Raw genomic sequence first — 26,174 nt, 5'->3', positions numbered from 1 at the left:
AGCGGGTCCCGGTGTGCGCGCTCCCCGCGCTGTTATTTTGCCTTGACCTCGCCCTTGCTCTCGGCTTTGGCCGTTGCCTTGGCTTCCTTGTCGGCTTGCGCTACCGCTTTCGCATCGACCTTGTCGACCTTCTTGACCAGCTTGCCGTCGGTTTGCGTGCTGCCCTTGAGTTTCTCGTTAGCGACAAATGCGGCTTTCGGCGTCTTGGTGTCCGTCGTGGCGTGTGCTTCTGACGTTGCTGAAGACGTCGACGCGGCAGGCGTCTGGGCGAAGGCAGCGGTGGCAAACAGACCCGCGATCAGGGTAAGGGTAATTTTTTTCATGGTGCAGCTCCTCGGTTGGTTGTTTAGAAGTGCATGTTTTCCATGCCACTAACCAATCAACGATGAGCTCGCCAAGCTGTTGACCGACTTAACAAATGCTTACATCATTGGCTAGACGGGATTTATTTCCGCTTCGCCAGCGCGCGATCAAGGGCATTGGCAAAATTGCGGCTGTCGGCCTGGCTGAACGCCGCTGGCCCACCGGTATCAACGCCGCTGCCACGCAGTTCTTCCATGAAGGCGCGCATCGTCAGTTGCTGCGCGATCGTGTCCTTCGTGTACCAGTCGCCACGCGGATTAAGCGGCAGGCCACCCTTCTCCAGCACCAGCGCTGCCAGCGGAATGTCGCCGGTGACGACGATGTCGCCCGGATTCACCCGCTCGACGATTTCGGCATCGGCCACATCAGCGCCCGATGGCACCTGCAGCGCGCGGATAAAGCGCGAACCCGGCACGCGCATCAACTGGTTCGCCACCAGCGTGACGGGCAACTGGGTACGCTCCGCGACCCGGAACAGGATGTCCTTGATGACGCCAGGACAGGCATCGGCGTCGACCCAGATGTGCATGCTTACTTCAACCGGCAGGTCAGCACCCAGTAAAACTCCCAGCGCGCCACGCGGATCTCGCGTCCGGCCACGCCCACGCGCTTGCGCAGCGCGCTGTCGGTCGGGTAGTTCTTTACGAGCTCATGCTGCTTGCCGTCGGCGTCGAGCTGGAATTCGTGTGTGTTTCCCAGCAAGTCGGTGCGCACGGTGACGGCGCTCTCGCCTTCGACATAGTTGTCGTCGAACAGCACCAGCAGCACATCCTTGCCCAGGCGCTTTTTCAGTGATTGCAGCAGGTCGTCCTGCTGCTTGCGGGTCAGGTGCGCCCACAGGCCACCCAGGAACACGGCGGTGAATTTGTCGTCGCCCATGCCCAGGTCGTCCGGCAGTGCCAGCGCATCCATCAGGCGGTATTCGACATTGTCCATGTCTTCGCCATGCATTTGCGCAAGCTCCAGCATCGCGGCGCTGGCGTCGGTGGCGACGATCGACTCGGCGGTTTCGGCCAGCACCTCGGTCCAGGCGCCGCTGCCGCACCCCAGTTCCAGGATGCGGTGGCCGGACAGGAGCGTGGAGATTTGCTCGCGCGCTTCGTCCAGGTCTTCCAGCTGCTCGTCGGCCACCTCGGCGGCGGCGTTGTCATAGTGGGCGGCGATGCTGTCGTAATAGGCGATAACCGGATTCTTGTCCATCGGTGCTTCCATTGAAATATCGTTGTGCATCAAAGTTCGTAATTGTCCCCACCGCGCATGGCCGATTCGACCATCTTGCGATTCAGTGTCGGCGTCAGCAGTTCGATGAAGGTGTACACATAGCTGCGCAGGTAGGCGCCCTGCTTGATCGCCACGCGCGACGTGTTCATGCCGAACAGGTGGCCGACCGGGATCGCGCGCAGGCCGCGGTCGCGCTCGGCGTCGAAGGCCATGCCGGCGATGATGCCGATGCCCATGCCCAGTTCGACGTAGGTCTTGATCACGTCGGCGTCGATCGCCTCCAGCAACACGTCGGGTTTCAGGCTGCGCAGGCCGAACGCGTGGTCGATCTTGCTGCGTCCGGCGAAGGCGGCATCATACGTGATGATCGGGTAGCTGGCGATTTCTTCGAGCGAGATCGCCCGCGACTTGAACAGCGGGTGCTCGGGCGGGGCTACCACCACGTGCTCCCACTGGTAGGCCGGCAGCGTGATCAGGCCGTCGATGGTCGTGATGGCCTCGGTGGCGATGGCCAGGTCGGCCTGGTCGCTCTTGACCATGTCGGCGATCTGCTTCGGATTGCCCTGCAGCAGCGACAGGCGCACCTTCGGGTACTTCTGCATGAAGGCCTGCACGACTTTCGGCAGCATGTAGCGCGCCTGCGTGTGGGTGGTGGCGATGGTGAAGCTGCCGCTGTCGTGGGCGGCGTATTCCTTGCCGATGCGCTTGAGGCTTTCGATCTCCTGCATGATCAGCTCGACCGACTGCAGCACCAGCCGCCCCGGCTCGGTCAGGCCCCGGATCCGCTTGCCGTGGCGCGTGAAAATGTCGACGCCCAGCTCTTCTTCCAGCTCAATGATCGCCTTCGAGACCCCGGGCTGCGAGGTAAACAGCGATTTGGCGGCGTCGGTCAGGTTGTAGTTCTGGCGTACGGCCTCGCGCACGAAGCGCAGCTGATGGAGGTTCATTCTGGAAATATTCTTGTTTGCTCTGCGAACAGCATTTTAAGATGCTTATTCGGGTTACGTATATAAGCAAATAAATTATCCGTAGTTTGGAATATAAGTCGACCTCCGTATCATCGGAACATTATTGAATGGGCGTGCACTATCCGCCCTTACCGGAACAAGCCCATGTATCGTTACGACCAGTACGACCACCTCATCGTTCGCGAGCGCATCGCCCAGTACCGCGACCAGGTGGCGCGCCGCCTGAGCGGTGAGTTGCTCGAAGAAGAATTCATCCCGCTGCGCCTGCAGAACGGCCTGTACATGCAGCGCCACGCCTACATGCTGCGCGTGGCCGTGCCGTATGGCCTGCTGTCGAGCGCCCAGGTGCGCATGTTCGGCCATATCGCCCGCACCTACGACCGCGGCTACGGCCATTTCACCACGCGCCAGAACATCCAGTACAACTGGATCGAGCTGGAGCAAACCCCGGATATCCTGACCGACCTGGCGTCAGTCGAGATGCACGCCATCCAGACCTCGGGCAATTGCATCCGCAACATCACCACCGACGAATTCGCCGGTGTGGCGGCCGATGAGATCATCGATCCGCGCCCGTTCGCCGAGATCCTGCGCCAGTGGAGCACGTTCCATCCGGAATTTGCCGCCCTGCCCCGCAAGTTCAAGGTTGCGATCAATGGCGCCGTCGAAGACCGCGCCGCGATCGCCGTGCACGATATCGGTCTGACGGTTGTGCACAACGAAGCAGGCGAAGTCGGCTTCAAGTTCATGGCCGGTGGCGGCATGGGCCGCACGCCGATCCTGGGCAGCGTCATCCGCGAGTTCCTGCCATGGCAGCACCTGCTGACGTACACCGAAGCCGTGATGCGCGTGTACAACCAGAACGGTCGCCGCGACAACAAGTACAAGGCACGCATCAAGATTTTGCTCAAGGCCATGGGCGTCGAGGAATTCACGCGCCAGGTCGAAGCCGAATGGGCCGACCTGAAGGATGGCCCTGAAACGCTGACGCAGGAAGAATTCGACCGCGTTGCCAAGTGGTTCCAGCCGCACGCCTACCGCACGCTCGAGACAATCGACGTGGCTGCGTCGCAGCCGGACAATAAACCGTTCGCCAACTGGCTCGATCGCAACGTCAAGCCACACAAGGTGCCGGGTTACGCCGCCGTACTGCTGTCGCTGAAGAAAACCGGCGTGCCCCCGGGCGACGCCACCGACGGACAGCTCGATTTCGTGGCCGATCTGGCCGACCAGTTCAGTTTTGGCGAAGTGCGCGTCACGCACGAGCAGAACCTGGTGCTGGCCGATGTCGAGCAAAGCCAGTTGTTCGCGCTGTGGCAATTGCTCAAGTCGCAGGGTTTGGCCACGCCAAACATTGGCCTCCTGACCGACATCATTGCGTGCCCGGGTGGCGATTATTGCTCGCTGGCCAATGCCAAGTCGCTGCCGATTGCTGCGGCGATTGCCGAGCGCTTCGACGATCTGGACTTCCAGCACGATATCGGCGACATCGAACTGAACATCTCGGGCTGCATCAATGCCTGCGGGCACCACCACGTCGGCAATATCGGCATTCTGGGCGTGGACAAGGATGGCAGCGAGTGGTACCAGGTCTCGGTCGGCGGCGCGCAGGGCAATACCTCGGCCATCGGCAAGATCATCGGCCCGTCGTTCTCGGCCCCGCAAATGCCGGAAGTCATCGGGCGCCTGCTCGAGACGTATGTCCAGTGTCGGATCGAGGGTGAGCGCTTCGTCGACACCGTGGGCCGCCTCGGCATCGCCCCGTTCAAGGAACATGTGTATGCCACGCCGATTCCGGCCGGCGAACCCGCAAAGGAAGACCAGTATGCTTGACGCTCACCCACAGATCATCAAGGGCCGCGACGTCGTCGCCGACGACTGGAGCGTGCTGCGTCTTGCAGAAACCGATGCAGCCGAAACGATCGAGGTCCCGGCCGGCAAGATCATCGTGCCGCTGACCGTCTGGCTGGCTCAACGTGCTGTGCTGGAAACGCGCGCCGAGCTCGGCGTGTGGCTGGCGCCGGACGAGCGCGCGGAGAGCATCAAGGACGATCTGGGCCGCTTTGCGGTCATCGCGGTCGACTTCCCGAAGTTCACCGATGGCCGCGGCTACTCGACTGCTTTCAATCTGCGCCGCCGCCTGGGCTGGACGGGCGAACTGCGCGCCATCGGCGACGTGCTGCGCGACCAGTTGTTCCAGATGCAGCGCTGCGGCTTCGATGCGTTTGCCACCCGCCAGGACCGCAGTATCCACGATGCGCTCAAGGGCTTGTCGGTATTTTCGGAAACCTATCAGGCGTCGATCGACAATCCGGTGCCGTTGTTCCGCCGCGTGCCGCGGGAAACACCTGCGCCGCCCGCCGACCTTGCCAGCCAGGAGTAAGCCATGAGCGATCTGCATCGCCGCGTGGCCGAGACCAGCGCGATCCTGGAACGTATTGCCCGTGATTTCACGCCGGCCGTGTTCGCGTCGAGCCTGGCCGCCGAAGACATGGTGCTGACCGACCTGATTCTGAAGGCAGAATTGCCGATTGCGATCTTTTCGCTCGAGACGGGCCGCCTGCATGCCGAAACGCTGGCCATGATCGACCGCGTCAAGGACACGTACGACTACGACATCGCCCTGTTCCGTCCCGACCCGCTGGCGGTCGAGCGCTACGTCACGCAGAACGGCCTGAACGCGTTCTACGAGAGCGTGGAGATGCGCAAGGAATGCTGCCGCATCCGCAAGGTCGAGCCGCTTGGCCGCACGCTGGCCGGCAAGCGCGCCTGGATCACGGGCCAGCGCCGCGCGCAGTCGGCCACGCGCGCCGAACTGGCGGTGCAGGAAGACGATCTGGGCCACGCCATGCAGAAGTTCAATCCGTTGACGGACTGGAGCGAAGAGAACGTCTGGGAGTATTTGCGCTCGAACAATGTGCCGTACAACGCGCTGCACGATCGCGGCTTCCCGTCGATCGGCTGCGAACCCTGCACCCGCGCCGTGCAGCCTGGCGAAGACGTGCGCGCCGGCCGCTGGTGGTGGGAAAACCCGGAATCGAAGGAATGCGGGTTGCACGTGGTAGACGGCAAACTTATCCGCATCAAATCCGTGGCTGCCTAAGCCACAACAACAACAGGCACCGCCATGACATCTGTTACCGAGAATATTTTTAACGAAGTAAACGCCGCCCATCTGGATGCGCTGGAATCGGAAGCGATCCACATCCTGCGCGAAGTGGCAGCCGAATGCAGCAACCCCGCCCTGCTGTTCTCGGGCGGCAAGGACTCGGTCGTCCTGCTGCGCCTGGCCGAAAAAGCCTTCCGCCCGGGCAGCTTCCCGTTCCCGCTCGTGCACATCGACACCGGCCACAACTTCGACGAAGTGATCGCCTTCCGCGACGCCCGCGCCGCTGAGCTGGGCGAGCGCCTGATCGTTGGCAGCGTCGAAGAATCGATCCGCCGTGGCACGGTGCGCCTGCGCAATCCGGCCACCGATTCGCGCAACGCGGCTCAGGCTGTCACGCTCTTGGAAACCATCGCCGAACACGGCTTCGACGCCTGCATCGGCGGCGCGCGCCGCGACGAAGAAAAAGCCCGCGCCAAGGAACGCATCTTTTCGTTCCGCGACGAGTTCGGACAGTGGGACCCGAAAGCCCAGCGCCCCGAACTGTGGGACCTGTATAACACCCGCGTCCATCCGGGCGAAAACATGCGCGTGTTCCCGATCTCGAACTGGACCGAGCTCGACGTGTGGCAATACATCGCCCGCGAACAACTGGCGCTGCCGTCGATCTATTTCGCGCACCAGCGCGACGTCATCGAACGCAATGGCCTCTTGGTGCCGCTCACGCCCCTGACCCCGGCGCGCGATGGCGAGACGGTCGAGAACCGCACCGTGCGCTTCCGGACCGTGGGCGACATCTCGTGCACCTGTCCGGTGGCGTCCAGTGCCGATTCGCTGGCCGACATCATTGCCGAAACGGCGATTACCGACATCACCGAACGGGGCGCCACGCGCATGGATGACCAGACTTCCGAAGCCTCGATGGAAAAACGCAAGAAAGCAGGATACTTCTGATGAACGCCATGACTGATCTCAACGCCAACGGCGACACCAAGGCCAACCGCTCACTGCTGCGCTTCATCACGGCCGGCTCGGTCGACGATGGCAAGAGCACGCTGATCGGCCGCCTGCTGTTCGACAGCAAGGGCATCTTTGCCGACCAGCTGGCCGCCGTCTCGCGCGCCAAGCACAAGCGCACCGTGGGCGACACGATCGACCTGTCGCTGCTGACCGACGGCCTCGAGGCCGAGCGCGAACAGGGCATCACGATCGACGTGGCCTACCGCTACTTCGCCACGCCCAAGCGCAAGTTCATCATCGCCGACACGCCGGGCCATGAGCAGTACACGCGTAATATGGTCACGGGCGCATCGACCGCCGACGCCGTCATCATCCTGATCGACGTGTCCAAGGTCACGCTGCGCGAAGACGGCGGCGTCGACCTGCTGACGCAGACCAAACGCCACTCGACCATCGCGAAACTGCTGCAGATCGAGCACGTCGTGGTGGCCGTCAACAAGATGGACCTGATCGGGTATGACCAGGCGATCTATGACCGCATCGTGGCCGAGTACCAGAAGTTTGCGACGTCGCTGGGCCTGAAGGACATCACGGCCATCCCGCTGTCTGCGCTCACCGGCGACAACGTGGTGGAAAAATCGACGAACACGCCGTGGTACAGCGGCCCGACGCTGATCGACCTGCTCGAATCGCTGTCGGTCTACGACGAGTCGCACAGTGCGCCCTTCCGCTTCCCGGTGCAGCTGGTGGCGCGCCACAACGGCCACGCGGCCAAGGACTTCCGTGGCTATATGGGCCGCATCGAATCGGGCGTCGTGAACGTCGGCGACACGCTGGTCGTGCAACCGTCCGGCCAGAGTGCGACGGTCAAAGAGATCGTCACGTTCGACGGGTGGCTGACGTCGGCGACGGCCGGCCAGTCGGTCACGCTGGTGCTGAACGAATACGTGGATGTCTCGCGTGGCGACATGCTGGCTGGCAGTGCGCAGCCGGCGACCTTGCTCAAGCAGGTCACCGCCGACGTCTGCTGGATGGCCGACGAGCCGCTCGACCTGCGCCGCAAGTACTGGCTCAAACACGGCACGCGCCAGACGGCGGCCAAGTTCGCGCGCATCGACACGCTGCTGGACGTGAACACGCAAGAGCGCCATCCGGCCGAAGGCCTCAAGCTCAACGACATCGCACGGGTGCAACTGACCGTCCAGCAGCCGCTGGCGGCCGATGCCTACGACGCGATCCGCGCGACCGGCGCGTTCATCCTGATCGACGAAGTCACCCATCAGACCGTGGCCGCAGGTATGATCCGCATCGACGCATAAACAACGAAGGGGCGGTATGGCGGCACTGGGCAAAGTCTATCTGGTGGGATCAGGCCCCGGCGCGGCCGACCTGATCACGGTGCGCGGCGCGCGCCTGCTGGCAGCCGCCGACGTGGTGCTGTACGACGCGCTGGTCACGCCCGAGATGCTGGCGTTGTGCGAGCGGGCCGATAAAATTTCGGTCGGCAAGCGCTCGGGCCAGCGTTCGATGGCGCAGACGCTGATCAACGGCCAGATCATCGAGTGCGCGCACAAGTATGCGCTGGTCGTGCGTTTGAAAGGCGGCGACCCGATGCTGTTCGGGCGTGCGGATGAAGAACTCCGTGCACTTGAAGCGGAAGGCATCGAGGTCGAGGTCGTGCCGGGGATTACCACTGCCGTCGCCGCCGCGGCAGCCACCAAGCAGCCGCTGACCAAGCGTGGTGTGGCGCGCAGCGTGGCGTTCTTCACGTCGAGCACCGCACCCGATGAACCGGATCACCCTGCTTTACCTGAAACCGACACGCTGGTCCAGTACATGGGCGGGCGTGAAGCGGCCGCTACCGCAGAACGGTTACTGGCCGAAGGCCGGCGTGCCGATCTGCCAGTGGTCGTGGTGGAAAATTGCAGCCGCGTCGATCAGCGCATCCTGCGTTTGACGCTGACGGACCTGGCACGTGGCCTGGAGCCGGGCCATGGGCCCGTGCTGGTCATGATGGGTGAAGCGCTGGCGCGACGCGAGCACCAGCCGGATTGAAGTTACACTGTCAGGCCTTCGGACTGCAACGCGAATCGAAAATTGCCCTGTCCGTTGTCTGTGAAGCACCGCGTGACCCTACCTGTTGCGACTCGATTTGTCAGCACGATCCAGTTGAGGTACCTCCTGCGAGCGCTGGATCGCCTCGATGTTCGCAGGGCGAGTCAAAATATCCGGCGTGATTGCCATGCTCGGATCACCTGGATTTGTCACCTGAAGGCTTCGGGTGCGCATACGATCGAGGGCAGTCGGCGTAAAACCTTCACGAGGCGACGACCCTGACTCCCCTGCGCAATGTTTGCCATCGCGTTTGATGACGAGTGTCGGCGCGGTCGCTATCGCACTCACCCACTGCCCGGAAAACTTGCCACTGCTCGCGTTGGCGTCGCTGAGCTGGTAGGTATTCCGGTGAAGGGATTCCATGCCAAGCTGATCCAGCTCCCGTTCGATAATGGCAATTTCCGCCTTCCATTTCCATGCGCTCAAAATAGAGCCTGCCGGTAGCTGGCCGACGAATGTCAACGGCATGCTGCATCCCGCGTCAAACGTCGGCACTTTCTTCGCCGTCTGATGCGAAACAAATGGAATAACGTCGCCAACCGGTACGCGCTGACTCAGCGTAATGTCTACATCGAGCCATGCACTTCCCTTGCACATGCGAAGCATGTCGAGTCCAGCCCCACGCAAGTGGAAATACACTTTGGCGCAATTGCCAACACGCTCAACATTTTCGATGTAAGAGGCATTCTTGGGACTTCCTGCGCTCAGAAGATTGATGCCCACATTTTCGAGCGTACCGCGCTCATCGGCGCAATATTGACGTTCATGGGTGACACTACCATCTGCCGAACATCCATCGGCTGCCCGCAATTGCTTGACCACCTGCTCGATCACACTCATCCTGCCATAGGGGGTCATGACCACATTGATAGCGACATCGTCGCTGGCGGCGATCTCGGCCTGGCATGGGATGTTGAGCGTGTTGTTCATCACGGCACGCAACGACTTGCCAGCAGCGCGGCGCAATGTCAGAAACGTTGACCCTGTCTTGATCTCGGTATTGGCAGGCAGAACCACGTCGGTGGTGGGGAGCGCAGGACGACTGGTGCCCTCTCGGAGCTTCCACAGCTTGACGTCATTTTGATAGCTGGTCTCGGCCTGACCGCCCACGACAAAGCCGCCATTCACCGTTGATGTCGTGACCAGTGGGGCCGCCACGGCCATCTTTGGATAATACGTGATGTGAAGCGTCGAAAATTCCGGGTCGCCGTCACTCAGACTGCAGGTCATTGGCGTGGCGGACGCTGTCGTCAGTTCAACGCAGCGATTGTAATTGGCCATCAAGTCGGGAACGGGGACGCGTTCCATCAACTTGATGTGCGTGACGTCGGAGACGTCGCTGAAATCTTTCGTGCACAGCTTGCTGCGTGCGTCCTGGCGTTCGCTGGCATCGTCCGACCACAGCGCACCGAGCGGAACGCCGTCGACGATTGCGTTGATCTCGAGCCCCTGGCTCCGCGCTTTCTCTGCAGTCAGTTGCTGCTCGCTGCATAGTTGCGACAGAATCTTTTTTTGGAATGAACGATTTGATTCGAGATAGCGCTCGGTGACCGCACGGGTCAGTACCGGCGAACAGACCTTGGCCGGATCAAGGTTCTGGGCATTCAAACACATGCTTGCCAGTAGCAAGCAGGTAGTCGATACCGTCTTTGCATTGAGCCACATAGCGCCTCCTGATCCTGATGTATTGCCCAGTGTAGGCACAACTCAAGACCCGGCTCCTGCTATCGTCCAACCCTTTGTTACCGATCAACGAAGTGAATCGGCCCCGGAACTAAGTGCATCGACGCAGTAATCCGTCATCGCCCGCTGCACGCCCGGATCTTCACCGATGGCGCCGGCAACATTGAGCGTGAGATCCGGATGCGCCGCGCGCACCTCGTCACACAGTGCCGGCAGATCACGCAGCAAATGACCACCCTTCCCCAGAAACACCGGCACCACCGTGATGTCGTTGATGCCGTGCGCGCGCAGCACGTCGATGGTATCGGGCAGGCTCGGCGTCATCAGCTCGAGAAACGCCAGTTCGACGACCGCCGCCGGCACACGCTCGCGCGTCTGGTCGCGCAAGCGCTCGAAAGGGACCGCCCATGATGCGGCGCGCGCGCCGTGGGCAAACAGGATCAGGCCACGTCTCATTGTCGTCATGCTTAATGTCGCTCCACCCACCACAGCGCAACGAGCGCCATGAGCAGGAATAACAGGCTGGGCGCCAGCGCCGTGAAGAACGCAGGCAGGATGGTCAGCACACCGAGGTGCGAGAACAGGGAATTGATCAGCAGGAAGCTCACGCCGATCATGATCCCGATGAAGATCTTCAGGCTCACGCCACCGCTGCGCGTGTGCAGGTAGGCGAATGGCAGCGCCAGCGCCATCAGGACGAAAATCGAAAACGGATCGATGACTTTCTTCCAGAACGCGACCTTGAAGCGCTCGGTCTCCTGCTTGTTCTCGGCTAGGTGGCGCGTGTAGATGGCCAGTTCGGCCGCCGACATGCGCTCGGGATCCGAGCGCGACACCGACAGGATCTTGGGTGTGATCTCGGACGCCAGCGTGTAGGTGGCCAGCTTGCGCGTCGCGATCGCTGCAGTTTCCTGGCCATACGTGCTCTGGATCGTCTGCCCTGCCGGCACCGCCGAACCGGGCGCCGGCAACTCGCGGCTGTTGGTGAACATCGTCTCGGTGACATCCGTCAGGCGCCACGTGTTGTTGCCCCCATACGTGCCCCGCGCAGCCGTCACGAGCGAGCGCATGCGCATATTGTTGTCGAACTCGTAGAGCCGCACGTCTTCCAGCTGGCCATCGGGCGCAATGCGGCGTACGTTGAAGAAGCGCGAGCCGGTGATGGTGCCGCGCACGCCGTTTTCGTGCACGCTGTCCTTGGTCCACATGCCCGAGCGGAATTCGGCCGAGATCGAGCCGCCCTTGGCCGTCAGGCGCATGCGCTCGGCGATCGGCGCCGTGCGCGGCGTGATCAGTTCGCCGAACACGAAGGTCACCACGACGAAGATCGCGCCGATCTTGAACAGCATCCAGGCCGCGTGCCGGGTCGACATCGACGAAGCGCGCATGATGGTGAACTCGGAGCTCGAGGCAAATTGCGCCATCGTGTAGATGGTGCCGATCAGCGCGGCCACCGGCATGACCTGATACACATTGCCCGGCACCAGCAGCAGCACGTACAGGAACGCGTGCTGCATGCCGAAATCGTCCTTGCCGACCGATGGCAGGATGCTGGTCAGGTCCATGAAGGCGACGAGCGCCAGGAACGCGGCCAGCACGAATGCCACCGCCTGGAAGATATTGATGGCGAAGTAACGCTGCAGGATTTTCATTCGACGGCTGCCTCTTCACGCTTGTGCAACGGCTGCGGCTTGCGCAGGCGGCGCTTGAAGGCGCTCAGCATGACCAGCGGGTGATACGGGTGGTTCACGTTCAGGCGCCAGGCGAACAGCCCCGCCACGCACAGCAGCGCGAACAGGTGCAGCGGCCACCAGCCCATGGCAAAGGCGACCTTGCCCTGCTTCACGCTCGCTTCGGAAAGCCGCACCAGGTTGTTATAGGTGAAGAAGATCAGCAGCGCCAGGATCATGTTGGCCGACGACCCCGCGCGCGGATTGACGAAACCCAGCGGGATGGCCAGCAGCATCAGGATCAGGCAGGTGATCGGCGCAGCGATGCGCGCCAGCAGTTCGGCCTGCGTAAAACGGTTGGGCGCGAGCAGCAGCGCGGGCGTGGACAGTGCCGCCACCGGGATGTCGGCGCCGAGCATCGGCGCCTGCGTGGCCACGCGCATGCTGTAGCGCTCGAACTCCATCGTCTGGAAATTGGCCTGGCCCGGAATGCCTTCGTAGCGGCGCCCGTTGCTCAGCACGAGGAACTGGCCGCCCTTGCCATCCGATTCGATCACGCCCTGCTTGGCCACCACCACCGAATGCGTGTTGCCGTTGACGCTGTTGACGAAGACGTTCTGCACGACAGTGGCGCCTTCGGCGCTGCGCTCGACAAAGAACACGCGGTCGTTCGAGCTCGATTCGCGGAACTGACCCGGCGCCACGCGCTGCAGGTCTTCGCGCTTCTGGAAGCGCTCGACAAATTCGGCACTCTTCATCTTGGCCCACGGCGTGACGACCAGTGACAGCGCGGCCACGACGAACACCATCGGCAGGCCGAGCGTGAGCACGGGCCGGATCCACGCCAGCAGCGACTGCCCGGACGCAAACCAGACCACCATCTCGGAATCGCGATAGCTGCGCGTGACGGCCGCGACAACGGCGATGAAGCACGTGAGGATCAGAATGATCGGCAACAGCTCGGCACTGCGAAATACAATCAGCGCCAGCACGTCGCCGGACGCGACCTTGCCACCGGCTGCCCGGCCAAGAATGGCGATCAGGGTCCAGGTGACAAGAATGGAAAACAGCACCGTGAAGGTCGCGCCAGCGGCGCTTGCCAACTCACGTTGCAGGGAACGTCGGAAGATCATTCAATAGAGTCGTTATAATTGCAGATTAGGCAGTCCGCCGCGAACAATGAATCGGAGAACCAAATGGACTTTAGCATAAAAGCATTCGACACAAAAAACACCCTGGCAGCGGCGAAGACCGGCTGTGTCGCAGTGGCGGTGTTCGAAAATAAAAAATTGTCGGCTGCAGCAAAAGCACTCGACGTGAATGGCGAAATCAGCGCGGCGATCAAGTCCGGGGACATCACCGGAAAGCCAGGTTCGACCCTGCTGCTGCGCGGCGTAGCCGGCGTGACCGCGGCGCGCGTGCTGCTCGTGGGCCTGGGCGCCGACGAGACCATCTCCCAGAAAAACTTCACCACGGGCGCGACTGCCGCCCTGAAAGTGTTCGCCACGCTGGGTGCCACGGACGCCATTATCGCATTCCCGCTCGAGAGCGTGAAAGAACGCGATGCCAACTGGGCGCTGCAGGCACTGGTGCTGGCATCGAGCGACGCCGAATACCGCACCGACGCGCAGAAAAGCAAGAAAGAACCGGCGCTGGCCGGCGTGCGCAAGGTCGTCATCGCGATGCCGAATGCCGGTACCGCCAAGGCCGCGCTGGCACAGGCCGCCGCCATCGCGAATGGCATGAAGCTCACGCGCGACCTGGGCAACCTGTCGCCGAACATCTGCACCCCGACTTACCTGGCACAAACGGCACGCAAGCTGGCCGACGACTTCGGCTTCGGCCTCGAAGTCCTGGAACGCAAGCAGCTCGAAGCGCTCAAGATGGGCAGCTTCCTGGCAGTGGCGCGCGGCAGCGAAGAAGCGCCGAAGTTCATCGTCCTGCGCCACAACGGCGGCAAGCCGAACGATGCGCCAGTGGTCCTGGTCGGCAAGGGCATCACGTTCGATTCGGGTGGTATCTCGATCAAGGCTGGTCCGGGCATGGACGAGATGAAATACGATATGTGCGGCGCCGGTTCGGTGCTGGGCACCTTCCGCGCGATCGGCGAGATGGGCCTGAAGCTCAACGTGATCGGCATCGTGGTCGCCTGCGAAAACATGCCATCGGGTCGCGCAGCGAAGCCGGGCGACATCGTCACCGCGATGAACGGCACCACCATTGAAATCCTCAACACCGACGCCGAAGGCCGCCTGGTGCTGTGCGATGCGCTGTCGTACGCTGAACGCTTCAACCCTGCCGTCGTGGTCGACATCGCCACGCTGACGGGCGCCTGCATCGTGGCCCTGGGTCACCACACGAGCGGCCTGTTCACCCGTGACGACGCCGCGCACGATGCACTGGCCGACGAGCTACTCACGGCCGGCAAGCAGGCTGGCGACGTCGCCTGGCGCTTCCCGCTGGGCGAGATCTACAACGACCAGCTCAAGTCGAACTTCGCCGACCTGGCCAATATCGGCACCCCGGGCGCCGCATCGATCACCGCCGCGTGCTTCCTGGAAAACTTCACCCGCAAGTACACCTGGGCCCACCTCGACATCGCCGGCACCGCCTGGAAATCGGGCGCCGCCAAGGGCGCCACGGGCCGCCCCGTGCCGCTGTTGACCACGTTCCTGATGAATCGCGTGTAAGCATCCCACGCACCGTGAAAAAGCCCCGCATGCGGGGCTTTTTTTCGTCTCGAACCGGTGGCCACAGCCGGGGTCAGGTCTGACATTCGGACACGACCCCAGCCTTAGCCACTCGCAATGGTGTCGTGCACAGCATTCGTATGGGCCAGTGCCAGCTAGTTCCGACTACCGACTGTCGAGACCGTGTCCGAATGTCAGACCTGACCCCGGCTTTTTTCGAAGCAGGTCAGAACATTCGGGTGGCTACCGGCTCGGCACCTGCGGCGGCGGCGGCGGCGGATTTTTCTGATGGTTGCATCAGGACGGTCAGCGTGGCCGGGTAGCCGTAGCCGGCGCCCGAATAACGGTCGACGTAGTGGCCGATGCCGGCGGTGGTGATCAGGTTGCCGACCAGGTTGCCCGTATTGAGCTGTGCTTCGACCCTCTCGGCGGCGATGGCCACGCCCTGCTTCTTGCAGCTGATCGACAACGGTCCCTTGTTGCGCGTGACCGTGACGCGGCCCGGAGCGATCACGTACCAGCGTCCGGCGTCATTGCTCAGGATGCAACCGACCCCACCGATTTCGCGGTAATCGAGTACGGCGCGCACTTCGAGCTGCTGCGTGGGAGAATCGGACATGGTTGCGCAGCCGCCCAGCAGGGCAAGCGCGGACCAGACTAGCGGGCGGAGAAGAGGCGACATGGCAACCATCGAGAAGCGGATGCTTCTTTAACGGCAGCAGCGCACAAATACTGAGGCGGGATTAGTCTATCGGCGCGAAACGCGGTTGCAAGAGGCCATCCGCTGTCACGGTGCCGAAAAAGGCGTCGCGAGGACGGACCCAGACGGCGCCGGCCTCATCCCGGTACACGATGACCGGGGCGTGGTCGGATTCCAGCAGCGCCTCGCACACCACCTCATAGATGCCGCCCTTGTAGTGGCGGTAACGCATGGGGTGCAGGAGCTCAGACCTTTTCGGCCTCGGCCTTCTGTTTTTTCTTCAGGCCCTGGATGACCTTCAGCACGCCTTCCATGCCGGCGGTCTCGTCCAGTTCGCTGAAAGCGTCCAGGACTTCGTTCAGCACGCTGTTGCGCACTGCCGCCTCGTCGGGCGCGATGGCAGGCACAGGGCTGCCGTCTTTGCCGAACTTCGATGGCGATTCGGCTGCGGTCTTGGCGCCATGCGCCAGGGCTGCCTGCCAGATGACCCAACGACGCTGGGTTTCGAAAACGAGGTATTCCTCGGGCTTGTCTTCGCGGCGGCGAACGATGTGGCCTTCACGCTGGGCCCATGCTTCAAATGCACTGCGCATTTCTGTCCTTTTCAAATCTGCGTCAGGATGATGAACTCCTGAACGCAATATTTCACAATAGTACCACTAGCGCACGTCGATGGCCTGAAACAACTGTGTCAGCTGTCGACCATTACTGCATCGCGACCCGCCAATGGTACAATGAAAGTTGCACATACACAATTTTATTATTAACAAAAAGCAACCTGTGATGTTGTCGCGTCATGCGACGACTGCCGGACTCAATTCTTTATAGTCCCGAACCGGCAAACCGGCAATACTTTTTGGAAAGCTCTTAATCAAAAGTGTCATCAGTTGTTGTAATTATACCAACCAACGCTCTGTTTCACTACCGTTATTTCATGCATGCGGCTTAATCAATCCGGTAATTTCGTTAATAATAGCTGGTTGGCAAGCAAATGGGCTGGATTATCTTGAGTCACGAGCAACTCGCCCAACGTTAACTGTAGAGAAATCGATGAAAATTGTCACCTGGAATGTAAATTCTTTGAAAGTCCGCCTTGCACATTTGTTGCAATGGCTGGAAACCAACCCTGTCGATGTGCTCTGCATCCAGGAAACCAAGCTGACCGACGACAAGTTCCCTGTTGCCGAACTCAATGCCGCCGGTTACCAGGTCGCCTTCTCGGGTCAAAAGACGTACAACGGCGTGGCGATCCTGTCCCGCCTGCCTCTCGAGGATGTCGTGCGCAACAATCCGCACTTTGACGATCCGCAGCAACGCCTGCTGGCCGCGACGATCGGCGGCGTGCGCTTCATCTGTGCGTACGTACCCAACGGGCAGGAAGTCGGGTCCGACAAGTACGTCTACAAGATGGCCTGGCTGGCGGCCCTGCAGACGTGGGTGGCCGCCGAAATGGCGGCGCATCCGCAGTTTGCGATCCTCGGCGACTACAATATCGCGCCCGATGCGCGCGACGTGCACGACGTGGCCGAATGGGAAGGCCGGATCCACTTTTCGCTGCCCGAGCGCGATGCGCTGCAGGCGCTCATCGCCCTGGGCCTGTCAGATGCATTCCGCCTGTTCGAACAGCCCGAAAAGCAGTACAGCTGGTGGGACTATCGCCAGATGGCATTTCGCCGCAACCGCGGGCTGCGTATCGACCACATCCTGCTGTCCAGGGCACTGGCCGAGCGCTGCACTGCCTGCCACATCGACCGCGAGACGCGCAAGTGGGAGCAGCCGTCCGACCACGCCCCGGTGGTCGCCACGCTGACGGATTAACCGGCCAGCAACCTGCCGATCTGCGCGGCCGGCAACGGCCGCGCGAACAGATACCCCTGCGCGAACTGGCAGCCGAACGATCGTAGCAGCGCGTACTGCCCTTCCGTCTCCACGCCTTCGGCCACCACCGACAATTGCAGGCTGTTGGCCAGCGCCATCACGGCGGCCACGATCGCGCGGTCCTCGGCGCTGGCTTCCAGCTCACGCACGAAGGCGCGATCGATCTTGATCTTGTGGACCGGGAAACGCTTCAGGTACGCCAGGCTCGAATAGCCCGTTCCGAAGTCGTCGATCGACAGGCGCATTCCCATCGCATTCATCCGGCGCAGTGTCTCGAGCGTCTGGCCGCCGTGCTGCATCAGGGCGGTCTCGGTGATCTCGAATTCGACCAGGCGCGCATCGATGCCGGTTTCCTGCACGATGGCCGCGATCGCGTCGACCAGGCCGTGGTGCGTGAACTGGCGTGCCGACAGGTTGATCGCAAGCGGCACCACGTCCAGCCCTTCGCTGCGCCACAACTGGTTCTGCACGCACGCGGTGCGGATCACCCACTCACCCACCGCCATGATCATGCCGCTCTCTTCGAGGATCGGGATGAATTCGTCCGGGCCGACCAGTTCAGTGCCGCCCCGCCGCCAGCGCAGCAGCACCTCGAGCCCATGCACGCGGCGCGTGGCGGTGCACATGATCGGCTGGTAGTGCAGCTCGAATTCGTCGCGGGCCAGCGCGCCGCGCAGGCTCGATTCGAGGTCGAAGTGACGCGCCGCGGCCTGGTTCATGCGCTGGGTGAAGAACTGGTAATTGTTGCGCCCCGCCGCCTTGGCCTGGTACATCGCCGCGTCGGCGTGACGCATCAGCGTATCGACGTCGCCCCCGTCCTGCGGATACAGGCAGATGCCAATCGAAGGCGAGATGTGCAGGCTGCGGCCTTCGATCGCGCAGGGCGACGCCAGCGCCTCGATGATCGCGTCGCCGACCGCAGCGGCGGCAGCGCCCTCCTCGACCCCGGGCAGCAGCACGACGAATTCATCGCCACCCAGGCGCGCCACCAGGTCGCCCGGGCGCACCGAGCGTACCAGCCGGCGCGCGACTTCGCGCAGCAGCTGGTCGCCCACCAGGTGACCGAGCGAATCGTTGATCGTCTTGAAGCGATCGAGGTCAAGGAACATCAGCGCCAGCCCCGTGCCCCTGTGCGCCTCGTCGCCACTGGCCACGCTGCGCATCGCTGCATCGAGCCGGTCGGACAGCATGGCGCGGTTGGGCAACCCCGTCAGGCTGTCGTGGTAGGCCATGTGGTGCACGCGCGCCTCGGCCTGGCGCCGCTCGTTGATTTCTTCCTGCAGCAGCGCGTTGGCGCCGGCCAGTTCGGCCGTGCGTTCGGCCACGCGCACTTCGAGCTCGTCGCGCGCGCGCCGCACCGCATCGGCTGCTTCGCGCTGGGCCGTCACGTCGTCGACCAGCCAGACGCTGCGCCCGCGCGTGAGCGTCGCGTCGAACAGGCGTCCTGACAGGCGCGCCCAGAACCGCGTGCCGTCGCGCCGCACCAGTTCATGCTCGGCCATGTGGGCCTGGCCAGCCGAGAACTGGGCCTCGGACAGCGCGCGCGCTGCCATCCAGCTGGTCTGGTCGGGATACAGCGCGCGCACCGGATTGCCGTCCATGCCACCCGGCGGCGCGCCGAACAACTCTTCCATCTTGCGGTTGCAGTGCAGCGTGCGGCCATTCTCGACCACCGCGATACCCAGCACCGCGTTGTCGAGGATGGCGCGGTTTTCCATCAGCGCCTCGCGCAGCGACTGCTCGTCGCCCTTCTCGCGGGTGCGGTCTTCGAGCATCCAGATCGTGCCCTTGTCCGGGTCGAGCGGATTGACCTGGTAGCCGATCATCAGGACCCAGGCCCGCGCCCCGTCCTTGCGCACCAGCGTGCGCTCGGTGCGAAACGGCCGGCCTTCCGCCAGCTGGGGATACGCATCGGCACCCAGCGCGCGGTAGGCGTCTTCGTCCGGGTACAGCACGCGCGTGGACACGCCGATCGGTTCGCCCTCGGTGTAGCCGAACATCGCGCAGAAGGCGGGATTGGCGCGCCGGATCACGCGGTTGCGGGTGAACATGACGCCGATCGAGGCATTGGTCATGATCGCCTGCATTTCGCTGGCCGCCTGGCGCGCCTCGGTCACGTCCTCGACGATCCAGATCGTGCCGGCGTTGCGGTTGCCCGGTTCGACGGCGCAGCCGCGCAGGCGCGCCCAGAAGGTCGACCCATCGCGGCGGCGGAACTGCTGCTCGGCCTTTTCGAACATGTCGCCCCGCGCCAGCACGGCGTACGCCTCGGCAATCAGGGTCTGGTAGGCCTCGGGCGACAGGCACACGTCGTACGGCGAGATGGCGTCGACTTCATGCTGCGCATAGCCGAACATCTCGCCCAGGCGAGGGTTGAACGAACGGATCTGGTCAGGCTGCGTGACGGCGATGCCGACCGGCGCATGCTCAAAGATGGCGCGCTGTTCGCGCACCGTGCGGCGCAGGCCGCCCAGCTCCATGGCGCGCGGGCCGGTGGCCGGCATCGGGGGAACTTGCGGTGTCGAGAATCCGTCCATCGTCGAGGCAGGCAGGCTGTGGGTAGTGATTATCCGGAGTTGTCATTTAGCAACCTAATCAGGCAATCATAACCCGGAACCGGCAGGTACTCCAGTCGGCAGCGACCAGAATGCGACACTAGCCCGGCACCCGCACCCACCCTTCCATCAGGACGCGTGCGCTGCGGCTCATGCTGGCCTTCGCCACGCGCCACTGGCCATCGTCCAGCACCGCTTCCGCGCCCACACGCAATGTGCCGGACGGATGGCCGAAACGCACCGCCGAGCGCTCGCCGCCGCCGGCCGCCAGGTTCACGAGCGTGCCTGGAATGGCCGCCGCCGTGCCGATCGCCACCGCCGCCGTGCCCATCATCGCGTGGTGGAGTTTGCCCATCGACAGCGCCCGTACGAGCAGGTCGATCTCGCCCGCTGCCACCTGCCGTCCGCTTGACGACAGATACCCGGCCGCCCTGGCCACGAACGCGACCTTCGGCGTGTGCTGGCGTTTGCCTGCTTCGTCGATGCTCGCGATGAGGCCCATGCGCAGCGCGCCGTGGGCGCGGATCGTCTCGAACACGGCCAGCGCGCGCGGGTCGCCATTGATCGCGTCCTGCAGCTCGGTGCCGTCGTAGCCCAGCGCGCCGGCCTCGATGAAGATGGTCGGAATGCCGGCATTGATCAGCGTTGCGCGCAGCACGCCCACATCCGGCACGTCGAGTTCATCGATCAGATTCCCGGTCGGGAACATGGCGCCGCCACCGCCCTCTTCTTCGGCGGCCGGGTCCATGAACTCGAGCTGCACCTCGGCCGCCGGGAAGGTCACGCCATCGAGCTCGAAGCCGCCCGTTTCCTGCACCTGGCCAGCGGCCATCGGCACATGCGCGAGGATCGTCTTGCCAATATTGGCTTGCCAGATGCGCACCACGGCCACGCCGTCGTGCGGCACGCGCGCCGGATCAACCAGGCCGGCGGCGATCGCGAACGGACCGACCGCCGCAGACAGGTTGCCGCAGTTGCCGCTCCAGTCGACGAACGGCTTGTCGATCGCCACCTGGCCGAACAGGTAGTCCACATCATGGTCGGCCTGTGTGGACGCCGCGACGATGACGGCCTTGCTGGTGCTGGACGTGGCGCCGCCCATGCCGTCGATCTGCTTGGCGTACGGGTCGGGGCTGCCGATCACGCGCAGCAGCAGTGCGTCGCGCGCAGGGCCAGCCACGCGTGCGTCTTCCGGCAAATCGTCCAGCTTGAAGAACACGCCCTTGCTGGTGCCGCCGCGCAGATAGGTGGCGGCGATCCGGCGCTGGGGAAGATAGGTCACTGGTTCCATCATGCCGCCTTCACGGTCGATTCAAGAAAATCCTGCGCGAAGCGTTGCAGCACGCCCCCGGCCTCGTAGATGGCCACTTCTTCGGCCGTATCGAGCCGGCACGTCACGGCCACCTCAACCCGCTCGCCGCTCGCGCGGTGGATGACCAGCGTGAGTTCGGCGCGTGGCGTGCGCGCGCCGATCACGTCGAACGTTTCCGTGCCGTCAATGGCCAAGGTCAGGCGGTTCTCGCCCGGCTTGAATTCCAGCGGCAGCACGCCCATGCCCACCAGGTTGGTGCGGTGGATGCGCTCGAAGCCTTCCGCGGCAATCGCCTCGACGCCTGCCAGGCGCACGCCCTTGGCCGCCCAGTCGCGCGACGAGCCCTGGCCGTAGTCGGCGCCGGCGATGATGATCAACGGCTGCTTGCGCGCCATGTAATGCTCGATCGCTTCCCACATGCGGGTGACTTCACCGGCCGGCTCGATGCGCGCAAGCGACCCGGCCATCACCTCGCCGTGGCTGTCCTTCACCATCTCGTTCTTGAGCGTCGGATTGGCGAACGTCGCGCGCTGCGCCGTCAGGTGGTCGCCCCGGTGCGTGGCGTAGGAATTGAAATCTTCTTCGGGCAGGCCCATCTTCGCCAGGTATTCGCCAGCAGCCGAGTCGAGCAGGATCGCGTTCGATGGCGACAGGTGGTCGGTGGTGATGTTGTCACCCAGGACCGCCAGTGGCCGCATCCCCGCCAGCGGGCGGCTGCCCGCCAGCGCGCCTTCCCAGTACGGGGGGCGGCGGATATAGGTGCTCTGCGCACGCCAGTCGTACAGCGGGCTCACTGCAGCGCCGTCATCGGCCACACGGGCGAACATCGGCGTGTAGACCTTGCGGAACTGTTCCGGCTTGACGCTCGTGGCGACCACGGCGTCGATTTCTTCCTCCGATGGCCACAGGTCAGCCAGGCGGATTTCGCGCCCGGCGCTGTCCAGACCCAGCACGTCCTTCTCGATGTCGAAGCGGATCGTGCCGGCAATCGCATACGCCACCACCAGCGGCGGCGACGCCAGGAAAGCCTGCTTCGCGTACGGGTGGATGCGCCCGTCGAAATTGCGGTTGCCCGACAGGACCGCCGTTGCATACAGGTCGCGCTTGATGATCTCGTCCTGGATCGCCGGATCGAGCGCGCCGCTCATGCCATTGCAGGTGGTGCAGGCAAAGGCGACGACGCCGAAGCCCAGCTGCTCCAGCTCATGGCTCAGGCCTGCTTCGTCGAGGTACAGCGCGACTGCCTTCGAGCCGGGCGCCAGTGAACTCTTCACCCATGGTTTGCGTGTCAGGCCAGCGCGGTTGGCGTTACGCGCCAGGAGGCCCGCTGTGACCATATTGCGCGGGTTGCTGGTGTTGGTGCAGCTGGTGATCGCGGCGATGATAACGGCGCCATCGGGCATCTGGCCCGGTGTGTTTTCCACGACGCCCGAGATGCCGCGCGCGGCCAGTTCGGACGTCGGCACACGCTTGTGCGGATTGGACGGCCCGGCGATATTGCGCACGACGTTTGACAAATCGAACGACAGCGTGCGCTCGTACTCGGCGCTCTGCAGGCTGTCGGCCCACAGGCCGGCGTGCTTTGCATACGTCTCGACCAGGTGCACGGTGGCGTCGTCGCGGCCGGTCAGGCGCAGGTACTTGATGGTTTGCTCGTCGATGTAGAACATCGCGGCGGTGGCGCCGAATTCGGGCGCCATGTTGGCGATCGTCGCACGGTCGCCCAACGTCAGCGCGGCAGCGCCAGCGCCGAAAAATTCCAGGTAGGTCGAGACGACTTTGGCATTGCGCAGGAACTCGGTCAGCGCCAGCACGACGTCTGTCGCGGTGATGCCCGGCTGCGGCTTGCCGGTGAGTTCGACGCCGACGATGTCGGGCAGGCGCATCCACGAGGCGCGGCCCAGCATCACGCTTTCAGCTTCCAGGCCGCCAACGCCGATCGCAAGCACGCCAAGCGCGTCGACCATTGGCGTGTGCGAGTCGGTGCCGACCAGCGTGTCCGGATAGGCCACGCCGCCCTCTGCCTGGATTACCGGCGACATGCGCTCGAGATTGATCTGGTGCAGGATGCCGTTCCCGGGCGGGATCACGTCGACGTTCTTGAAGGCCTTCTTGGTCCAGTCGATGAAGTGGAAGCGGTCTTCGTTGCGGCGGTCTTCGATGGCGCGGTTCTTGGTGAACGCATCCGGGTCGAACCCGCCGCATTCGACGGCCAGCGAATGGTCGACCACGAGCTGCGTCGGCACCACCGGGTTGACCAGCGCCGGGTCCCCCCCTTGCAGCGCGATGGCGTCGCGCAGGCCGGCCAGGTCGACCAATGCGGTCTGGCCCAGGATGTCGTGGCAGACGACGCGCGCCGGGAACCACGGGAAATCGAGGTCGCGCTTGCGTTCGATGAGCTGCCTGAGCGAATCGCGCAGGCTCGCGGGCGCGCAGCGGCGCACGAGGTTTTCGGCCAGCACGCGCGATGTGTAGGGCAACGTGGCGTAGGCGCCCGGTGCGATGGCGTCGACGGCGGCGCGGGTGTCGAAGTAATCGAGGTCCGTGCCCGGCAGGGAGGTGCGGTAATCAGTATTCATGGCGGTGTTCGATCATTTTAGCTAACCCCGAAAACGTCGTTCCCGCGCAGGCGGGAACCCAAGTGCTGCATGCATGGCCTGCGAACAGACTTGGGTTCCCGCCTTGGCGGGAACGACGTGCCGGAGCTGGTGGTCAAATGGCTGCGCTTGCTTGCACTTACTTGCGCTCTGCCAGCGGCACGAACTGCAGATCTTCCGGCCCCACGTAGTTGGCGCTCGGGCGGATGATCTTGTTGTCGATGCGCTGCTCGATGACGTGCGCCGCCCAACCGGACGTGCGCGCGATGACGAACAGCGGCGTGAACATCGCCGTTGGCACGCCCATCATGTGGTACGACACGGCCGAGAACCAGTCCAGGTTCGGGAACATCTTTTTCACGTCCCACATCACGGTCTCGAGGCGCTCGGCGATGTCGTACATCTTCATCGAGCCGCCCTCTTCCGACAAGGTGCGCGCCACTTCCTTGATCACCTTGTTGCGCGGGTCCGAGATCGTGTAGACCGGATGGCCGAAGCCGATCACGACTTCCTTGTTGGCCACGCGGTTGCGGATATCCGCTTCGGCTTCGTCGGGATTCTCGTAACGCTTCTGGATGTCGTGCGCGACTTCATTGGCGCCGCCGTGTTTTGGTCCGCGCAGCGCGCCGATCGCGCCGGTGATGGCCGAGTGCATGTCCGAGCCGGTACCGGCAATCACGCGGGCGGTGAAGGTCGACGCATTGAATTCGTGTTCGGCGTACAGGATCAGCGACGTGTGCATTGCGCGCACCCACGATTCCTTTGGTGCGAAGCCGTGCAGCAGGTGCAGGAAGTGGCCGCCGATCGAATCGTCGTCGGTGTCCACCTCGATGCGTTTGCCGCTGTGGCTGAAGTGGTACCAGTACAGCAGCATCGAGCCGAACGACGCCATCAGGCGGTCGGCGATGTCGCGCGCGCCGCTGATGTGGTGCTCGTCCTTCTCGGGCAGCGTGCAGCCCAGGACCGACACGCCGGTGCGCATCACGTCCATCGGATGGGCATTGGCCGGCAAGGCTTCGAGCGCGCTTTTCAGCGCCTGCGGCAGGCCGCGCAGTGAACGCAGCTTGGCCTTGTAGCCGCGCAGTTCACCGTCGTTCGGCAGCTTGCCGTGTACCAGCAGGTAGGCGATTTCTTCGAATTCGCTGGTGGTGGCGATGTCGAGGATGTCGTAGCCGCGGTAATGCAGGTCGTTGCCCGACTTGCCGACCGAGCACAGTGCGGTATTGCCGGCGGCGACGCCGGACAGGGCGACGGATTTCTTCGGCTTGAAGGTCGGGGTTTCCTGGTTCTGCGTGTCCATGGGTGGTCTCCTTACTTGACTTTGTTCTGGGCAAACAGCGCGTCGAGCTTCTGCTCGTAGCTGTGGTAATCGATACGATCATACAGTTCGGCGCGGGTCTGCATCGTGTCGAGCACGTGCTGCTGCGTGCCGTCGCGGCGGATCGCGGTGTAGACGTTTTCGGCGGCCTTGTTCATCGCGCGAAACGCCGACAGCGGATACAGCACCAGGCCCACGCCGGCGCCGGCCAGCTCATCGACGGTAAACAGCGGCGTGGCGCCGAACTCGGTGATATTGGCCAGCACCGGCACCTTGACCGCCTCGGCGAAGCGCTTGTACATGTCGAGCGTCGTCATCGCTTCCGGGAAGATCATGTCGGCGCCCGCTTCGACACAGGCCACGGCGCGTTCGATCGCGGCGTCCAGGCCTTCGACGGCCAGCGCATCGGTGCGCGCCATGATCACGAAATCGTCATCCAGGCGGGCATCGGCGGCGGCGCGGATGCGGTCGACCATTTCTTCCTTGCTGACGATTTCCTTGCCCGGCCGGTGGCCGCAGCGCTTGGCGCCGACCTGGTCTTCGATGTGGCAGGCGGCGGCGCCGGCCTTGGACAGCGAACGCACGGTGCGCGCGACATTGAAGGCCGACGCGCCAAAGCCGGTGTCGACATCGACCAGCAGCGGCAGGTCGCACACGTCGGTGATGCGGCGAACATCGACCAGCACGTCGTCGAGATTCGAGATGCCCAGATCGGGCAGGCCAAGCGAGCCGGCGGCAACGCCGCCGCCGGACAGGTAGATGGCCTTGAAGCCGGCGCGCTTGGCCAGCAAGGCGTGGTTGGCGTTGATCGCGCCCACGACTTGCAGCGGGGATTCGTCCAGGATTGCCTGGCGGAAGGCGGCGCCTGCGGAAAGTGTGCTCATGCTGGTCCTTTGTGATTGCGGTAAGAGATCAGGGGATGAATTGCAAGCACCGTGCCAGCGTGACTCAACCTGTCTCTTACCGCAATTTCAAGGACTTAGATGCGATCAGCGTCCTTTCCAGTCGCTGCAGCACACACCCTGTGTTTCACTATGC

General features: G+C 63.4%; 24 protein-coding genes. 8 read left to right on the top strand and 16 right to left on the bottom strand.

What is annotated here, in order from left to right; translation table 11 throughout:
- Window positions 1-32: 32 nt before the first annotated feature.
- The 4 genes from AC56LN_RS17210 to AC56LN_RS17195 form a co-directional block, all read right to left on the bottom strand.
- Window positions 33-323 carry a hypothetical protein gene (locus AC56LN_RS17210; protein ID WP_499573548.1) on the bottom strand — a complete coding sequence of 97 codons (291 nt, stop codon included), beginning with the start codon at window positions 321-323 and terminating at the stop codon, window positions 33-35.
- A 122-nt stretch (window positions 324-445) separates the two neighbouring features.
- Window positions 446-892 (bottom strand): YaiI/YqxD family protein, encoded by a 447-nt coding sequence (locus tag AC56LN_RS17205; RefSeq protein WP_499573547.1) that lies wholly within the window; start codon window positions 890-892, stop codon window positions 446-448.
- A gap of 2 nt (window positions 893-894) precedes the next feature.
- A complete protein-coding gene (locus AC56LN_RS17200; protein ID WP_499573545.1) occupies window positions 895-1,563 on the bottom strand; it encodes a class I SAM-dependent methyltransferase in 669 nt (222 codons plus the stop codon).
- A 29-nt stretch (window positions 1,564-1,592) separates the two neighbouring features.
- A complete protein-coding gene (locus AC56LN_RS17195; RefSeq protein WP_183550353.1) occupies window positions 1,593-2,531 on the bottom strand; it encodes a CysB family HTH-type transcriptional regulator in 939 nt (312 codons plus the stop codon).
- 165 nt (window positions 2,532-2,696) lie between these two features.
- On the opposite strand from AC56LN_RS17195, the gene AC56LN_RS17190 reads away from it, so the two are divergent.
- Genes AC56LN_RS17190 through cobA form a run of 6 tightly spaced genes read left to right on the top strand, consistent with a single transcriptional unit; the run spans window position 2,697 to window position 8,673 of the window.
- Window positions 2,697-4,385: a nitrite/sulfite reductase gene (locus AC56LN_RS17190; RefSeq protein ID WP_499573543.1), complete on the top strand. Its 1,689-nt coding sequence runs from the start codon at window positions 2,697-2,699 to the stop codon at window positions 4,383-4,385.
- On the top strand, window positions 4,378-4,935 hold the full coding sequence (locus AC56LN_RS17185; protein WP_499573541.1) for a DUF934 domain-containing protein: 558 nt from the start codon (window positions 4,378-4,380) through the stop codon (window positions 4,933-4,935). Before AC56LN_RS17190 ends, AC56LN_RS17185 begins: the two co-directional genes overlap by 8 nt.
- Before the next feature lie 3 nt (window positions 4,936-4,938).
- Complete coding sequence (locus AC56LN_RS17180) at window positions 4,939-5,655, top strand: phosphoadenylyl-sulfate reductase (RefSeq protein WP_499573540.1); 717 nt, start codon at window positions 4,939-4,941, stop codon at window positions 5,653-5,655.
- 24 nt (window positions 5,656-5,679) lie between these two features.
- Window positions 5,680-6,612 carry a sulfate adenylyltransferase subunit CysD gene (gene cysD / locus AC56LN_RS17175; protein ID WP_482897978.1) on the top strand — a complete coding sequence of 311 codons (933 nt, stop codon included), beginning with the start codon at window positions 5,680-5,682 and terminating at the stop codon, window positions 6,610-6,612.
- Window positions 6,612-7,937 (top strand): sulfate adenylyltransferase subunit 1, encoded by a 1,326-nt coding sequence (locus AC56LN_RS17170; protein ID WP_499573538.1) that lies wholly within the window; start codon window positions 6,612-6,614, stop codon window positions 7,935-7,937. The genes cysD and AC56LN_RS17170 overlap by 1 nt, the downstream gene beginning before the upstream one ends.
- 16 nt (window positions 7,938-7,953) lie before the next feature.
- Window positions 7,954-8,673, top strand: a complete 720-nt coding sequence (gene cobA, locus AC56LN_RS17165) for a uroporphyrinogen-III C-methyltransferase (RefSeq protein WP_499573537.1) — start codon at window positions 7,954-7,956, stop codon at window positions 8,671-8,673.
- Window positions 8,674-8,751: 78 nt separating this feature from the next.
- On the opposite strand, the gene AC56LN_RS17160 is transcribed toward cobA, so the two are convergent.
- The 4 genes from AC56LN_RS17160 to lptF form a co-directional block, all read right to left on the bottom strand.
- On the bottom strand, window positions 8,752-10,398 hold the full coding sequence (locus tag AC56LN_RS17160; RefSeq protein WP_499573536.1) for a hypothetical protein: 1,647 nt from the start codon (window positions 10,396-10,398) through the stop codon (window positions 8,752-8,754).
- Window positions 10,399-10,482: 84 nt separating this feature from the next.
- The gene (locus AC56LN_RS17155) at window positions 10,483-10,881 is read right to left on the bottom strand and encodes a sirohydrochlorin chelatase (RefSeq protein ID WP_499573534.1); all 399 of its coding nucleotides are present in this window, start codon (window positions 10,879-10,881) and stop codon (window positions 10,483-10,485) included.
- Between the two features lie 2 nt (window positions 10,882-10,883).
- On the bottom strand, window positions 10,884-12,068 hold the full coding sequence (gene lptG / locus AC56LN_RS17150) for an LPS export ABC transporter permease LptG (protein WP_499573532.1): 1,185 nt from the start codon (window positions 12,066-12,068) through the stop codon (window positions 10,884-10,886).
- Window positions 12,065-13,219, bottom strand: coding sequence for an LPS export ABC transporter permease LptF (gene lptF / locus AC56LN_RS17145; RefSeq protein WP_499573530.1), 1,155 nt, complete (start codon window positions 13,217-13,219; stop codon window positions 12,065-12,067). Before lptF ends, lptG begins: the two co-directional genes overlap by 4 nt.
- A gap of 63 nt (window positions 13,220-13,282) precedes the next feature.
- Between lptF and AC56LN_RS17140 the strand changes: the two genes are divergently transcribed.
- Window positions 13,283-14,776, top strand: a complete 1,494-nt coding sequence (locus tag AC56LN_RS17140; protein WP_499573529.1) for a leucyl aminopeptidase — start codon at window positions 13,283-13,285, stop codon at window positions 14,774-14,776.
- A 226-nt stretch (window positions 14,777-15,002) separates the two neighbouring features.
- On the opposite strand, the gene AC56LN_RS17135 is transcribed toward AC56LN_RS17140, so the two are convergent.
- From AC56LN_RS17135 to AC56LN_RS17125, 3 genes are all read right to left on the bottom strand, one after another.
- Complete coding sequence (locus AC56LN_RS17135) at window positions 15,003-15,395, bottom strand: hypothetical protein (RefSeq protein WP_499573527.1); 393 nt, start codon at window positions 15,393-15,395, stop codon at window positions 15,003-15,005.
- 124 nt (window positions 15,396-15,519) lie between these two features.
- Complete coding sequence (locus tag AC56LN_RS17130) at window positions 15,520-15,708, bottom strand: DUF1653 domain-containing protein (RefSeq protein ID WP_499573525.1); 189 nt, start codon at window positions 15,706-15,708, stop codon at window positions 15,520-15,522.
- Between the two features lie 13 nt (window positions 15,709-15,721).
- Window positions 15,722-16,069 (bottom strand): phiTE_015 family protein, encoded by a 348-nt coding sequence (locus AC56LN_RS17125; protein ID WP_499573523.1) that lies wholly within the window; start codon window positions 16,067-16,069, stop codon window positions 15,722-15,724.
- A gap of 457 nt (window positions 16,070-16,526) precedes the next feature.
- Here AC56LN_RS17125 and xth point away from each other — a divergent pair, with 457 nt between their 5' ends.
- Window positions 16,527-17,294, top strand: coding sequence for an exodeoxyribonuclease III (gene xth / locus AC56LN_RS17120; protein WP_499573521.1), 768 nt, complete (start codon window positions 16,527-16,529; stop codon window positions 17,292-17,294).
- Here the strand turns inward: xth and AC56LN_RS17115 are convergent.
- From AC56LN_RS17115 to prpB, 5 genes are all read right to left on the bottom strand, one after another.
- A complete protein-coding gene (locus AC56LN_RS17115) occupies window positions 17,291-19,891 on the bottom strand; it encodes a bifunctional diguanylate cyclase/phosphodiesterase (protein ID WP_499573519.1) in 2,601 nt (866 codons plus the stop codon). The genes xth and AC56LN_RS17115 overlap by 4 nt on opposite strands.
- A 118-nt stretch (window positions 19,892-20,009) precedes the next feature.
- Complete coding sequence (prpF, locus tag AC56LN_RS17110; protein WP_499573960.1) at window positions 20,010-21,200, bottom strand: 2-methylaconitate cis-trans isomerase PrpF; 1,191 nt, start codon at window positions 21,198-21,200, stop codon at window positions 20,010-20,012.
- A complete protein-coding gene (gene acnD / locus AC56LN_RS17105; protein ID WP_499573517.1) occupies window positions 21,200-23,800 on the bottom strand; it encodes a Fe/S-dependent 2-methylisocitrate dehydratase AcnD in 2,601 nt (866 codons plus the stop codon). The genes prpF and acnD overlap by 1 nt, the downstream gene beginning before the upstream one ends.
- Window positions 23,801-23,957: 157 nt before the next feature.
- Window positions 23,958-25,118 (bottom strand): bifunctional 2-methylcitrate synthase/citrate synthase, encoded by a 1,161-nt coding sequence (gene prpC, locus AC56LN_RS17100; RefSeq protein WP_499573515.1) that lies wholly within the window; start codon window positions 25,116-25,118, stop codon window positions 23,958-23,960.
- Between the two features lie 11 nt (window positions 25,119-25,129).
- Entirely contained in the window at window positions 25,130-26,020 is an 891-nt protein-coding gene (gene prpB / locus AC56LN_RS17095; protein WP_499573513.1) for a methylisocitrate lyase, read from the bottom strand.
- Between the last annotated feature and the right edge of the window lie 154 nt (window positions 26,021-26,174).

The sequence above is a fragment of the Telluria sp. ZT3P26 genome (genome assembly GCF_059686035.1).
The sequence above is the reverse complement of the archived record's forward strand: the minus strand, read 5'-3'. Positions and strand labels throughout refer to the sequence as shown.

Excerpts from the sequence above, each read along its gene's own strand:
- AC56LN_RS17210 (WP_499573548.1), bottom strand. The coding sequence starts at position 323 with ATGAAAAAAATTACCCTTACCCTGATCGCGGGTCTGTTTGCCACCGCT.
- AC56LN_RS17205 (WP_499573547.1), bottom strand. The coding sequence starts at position 892 with ATGCACATCTGGGTCGACGCCGATGCCTGTCCTGGCGTCATCAAGGAC.
- AC56LN_RS17200 (WP_499573545.1), bottom strand. The coding sequence starts at position 1,563 with ATGGACAAGAATCCGGTTATCGCCTATTACGACAGCATCGCCGCCCAC.
- AC56LN_RS17195 (WP_183550353.1), bottom strand. The coding sequence starts at position 2,531 with ATGAACCTCCATCAGCTGCGCTTCGTGCGCGAGGCCGTACGCCAGAAC.
- AC56LN_RS17190 (WP_499573543.1), top strand. The coding sequence starts at position 2,697 with ATGTATCGTTACGACCAGTACGACCACCTCATCGTTCGCGAGCGCATC.
- AC56LN_RS17185 (WP_499573541.1), top strand. The coding sequence starts at position 4,378 with ATGCTTGACGCTCACCCACAGATCATCAAGGGCCGCGACGTCGTCGCC.
- AC56LN_RS17180 (WP_499573540.1), top strand. The coding sequence starts at position 4,939 with ATGAGCGATCTGCATCGCCGCGTGGCCGAGACCAGCGCGATCCTGGAA.
- cysD (WP_482897978.1), top strand. The coding sequence starts at position 5,680 with ATGACATCTGTTACCGAGAATATTTTTAACGAAGTAAACGCCGCCCAT.
- AC56LN_RS17170 (WP_499573538.1), top strand. The coding sequence starts at position 6,612 with ATGAACGCCATGACTGATCTCAACGCCAACGGCGACACCAAGGCCAAC.
- cobA (WP_499573537.1), top strand. The coding sequence starts at position 7,954 with ATGGCGGCACTGGGCAAAGTCTATCTGGTGGGATCAGGCCCCGGCGCG.
- AC56LN_RS17160 (WP_499573536.1), bottom strand. The coding sequence starts at position 10,398 with ATGTGGCTCAATGCAAAGACGGTATCGACTACCTGCTTGCTACTGGCA.
- AC56LN_RS17155 (WP_499573534.1), bottom strand. The coding sequence starts at position 10,881 with ATGACGACAATGAGACGTGGCCTGATCCTGTTTGCCCACGGCGCGCGC.
- lptG (WP_499573532.1), bottom strand. The coding sequence starts at position 12,068 with ATGAAAATCCTGCAGCGTTACTTCGCCATCAATATCTTCCAGGCGGTG.
- lptF (WP_499573530.1), bottom strand. The coding sequence starts at position 13,219 with ATGATCTTCCGACGTTCCCTGCAACGTGAGTTGGCAAGCGCCGCTGGC.
- AC56LN_RS17140 (WP_499573529.1), top strand. The coding sequence starts at position 13,283 with ATGGACTTTAGCATAAAAGCATTCGACACAAAAAACACCCTGGCAGCG.
- AC56LN_RS17135 (WP_499573527.1), bottom strand. The coding sequence starts at position 15,395 with ATGTCCGATTCTCCCACGCAGCAGCTCGAAGTGCGCGCCGTACTCGAT.
- AC56LN_RS17130 (WP_499573525.1), bottom strand. The coding sequence starts at position 15,708 with ATGCGTTACCGCCACTACAAGGGCGGCATCTATGAGGTGGTGTGCGAG.
- AC56LN_RS17125 (WP_499573523.1), bottom strand. The coding sequence starts at position 16,069 with ATGCGCAGTGCATTTGAAGCATGGGCCCAGCGTGAAGGCCACATCGTT.
- xth (WP_499573521.1), top strand. The coding sequence starts at position 16,527 with ATGAAAATTGTCACCTGGAATGTAAATTCTTTGAAAGTCCGCCTTGCA.
- AC56LN_RS17115 (WP_499573519.1), bottom strand. The coding sequence starts at position 19,891 with ATGGACGGATTCTCGACACCGCAAGTTCCCCCGATGCCGGCCACCGGC.
- prpF (WP_499573960.1), bottom strand. The coding sequence starts at position 21,200 with ATGGAACCAGTGACCTATCTTCCCCAGCGCCGGATCGCCGCCACCTAT.
- acnD (WP_499573517.1), bottom strand. The coding sequence starts at position 23,800 with ATGAATACTGATTACCGCACCTCCCTGCCGGGCACGGACCTCGATTAC.
- prpC (WP_499573515.1), bottom strand. The coding sequence starts at position 25,118 with ATGGACACGCAGAACCAGGAAACCCCGACCTTCAAGCCGAAGAAATCC.
- prpB (WP_499573513.1), bottom strand. The coding sequence starts at position 26,020 with ATGAGCACACTTTCCGCAGGCGCCGCCTTCCGCCAGGCAATCCTGGAC.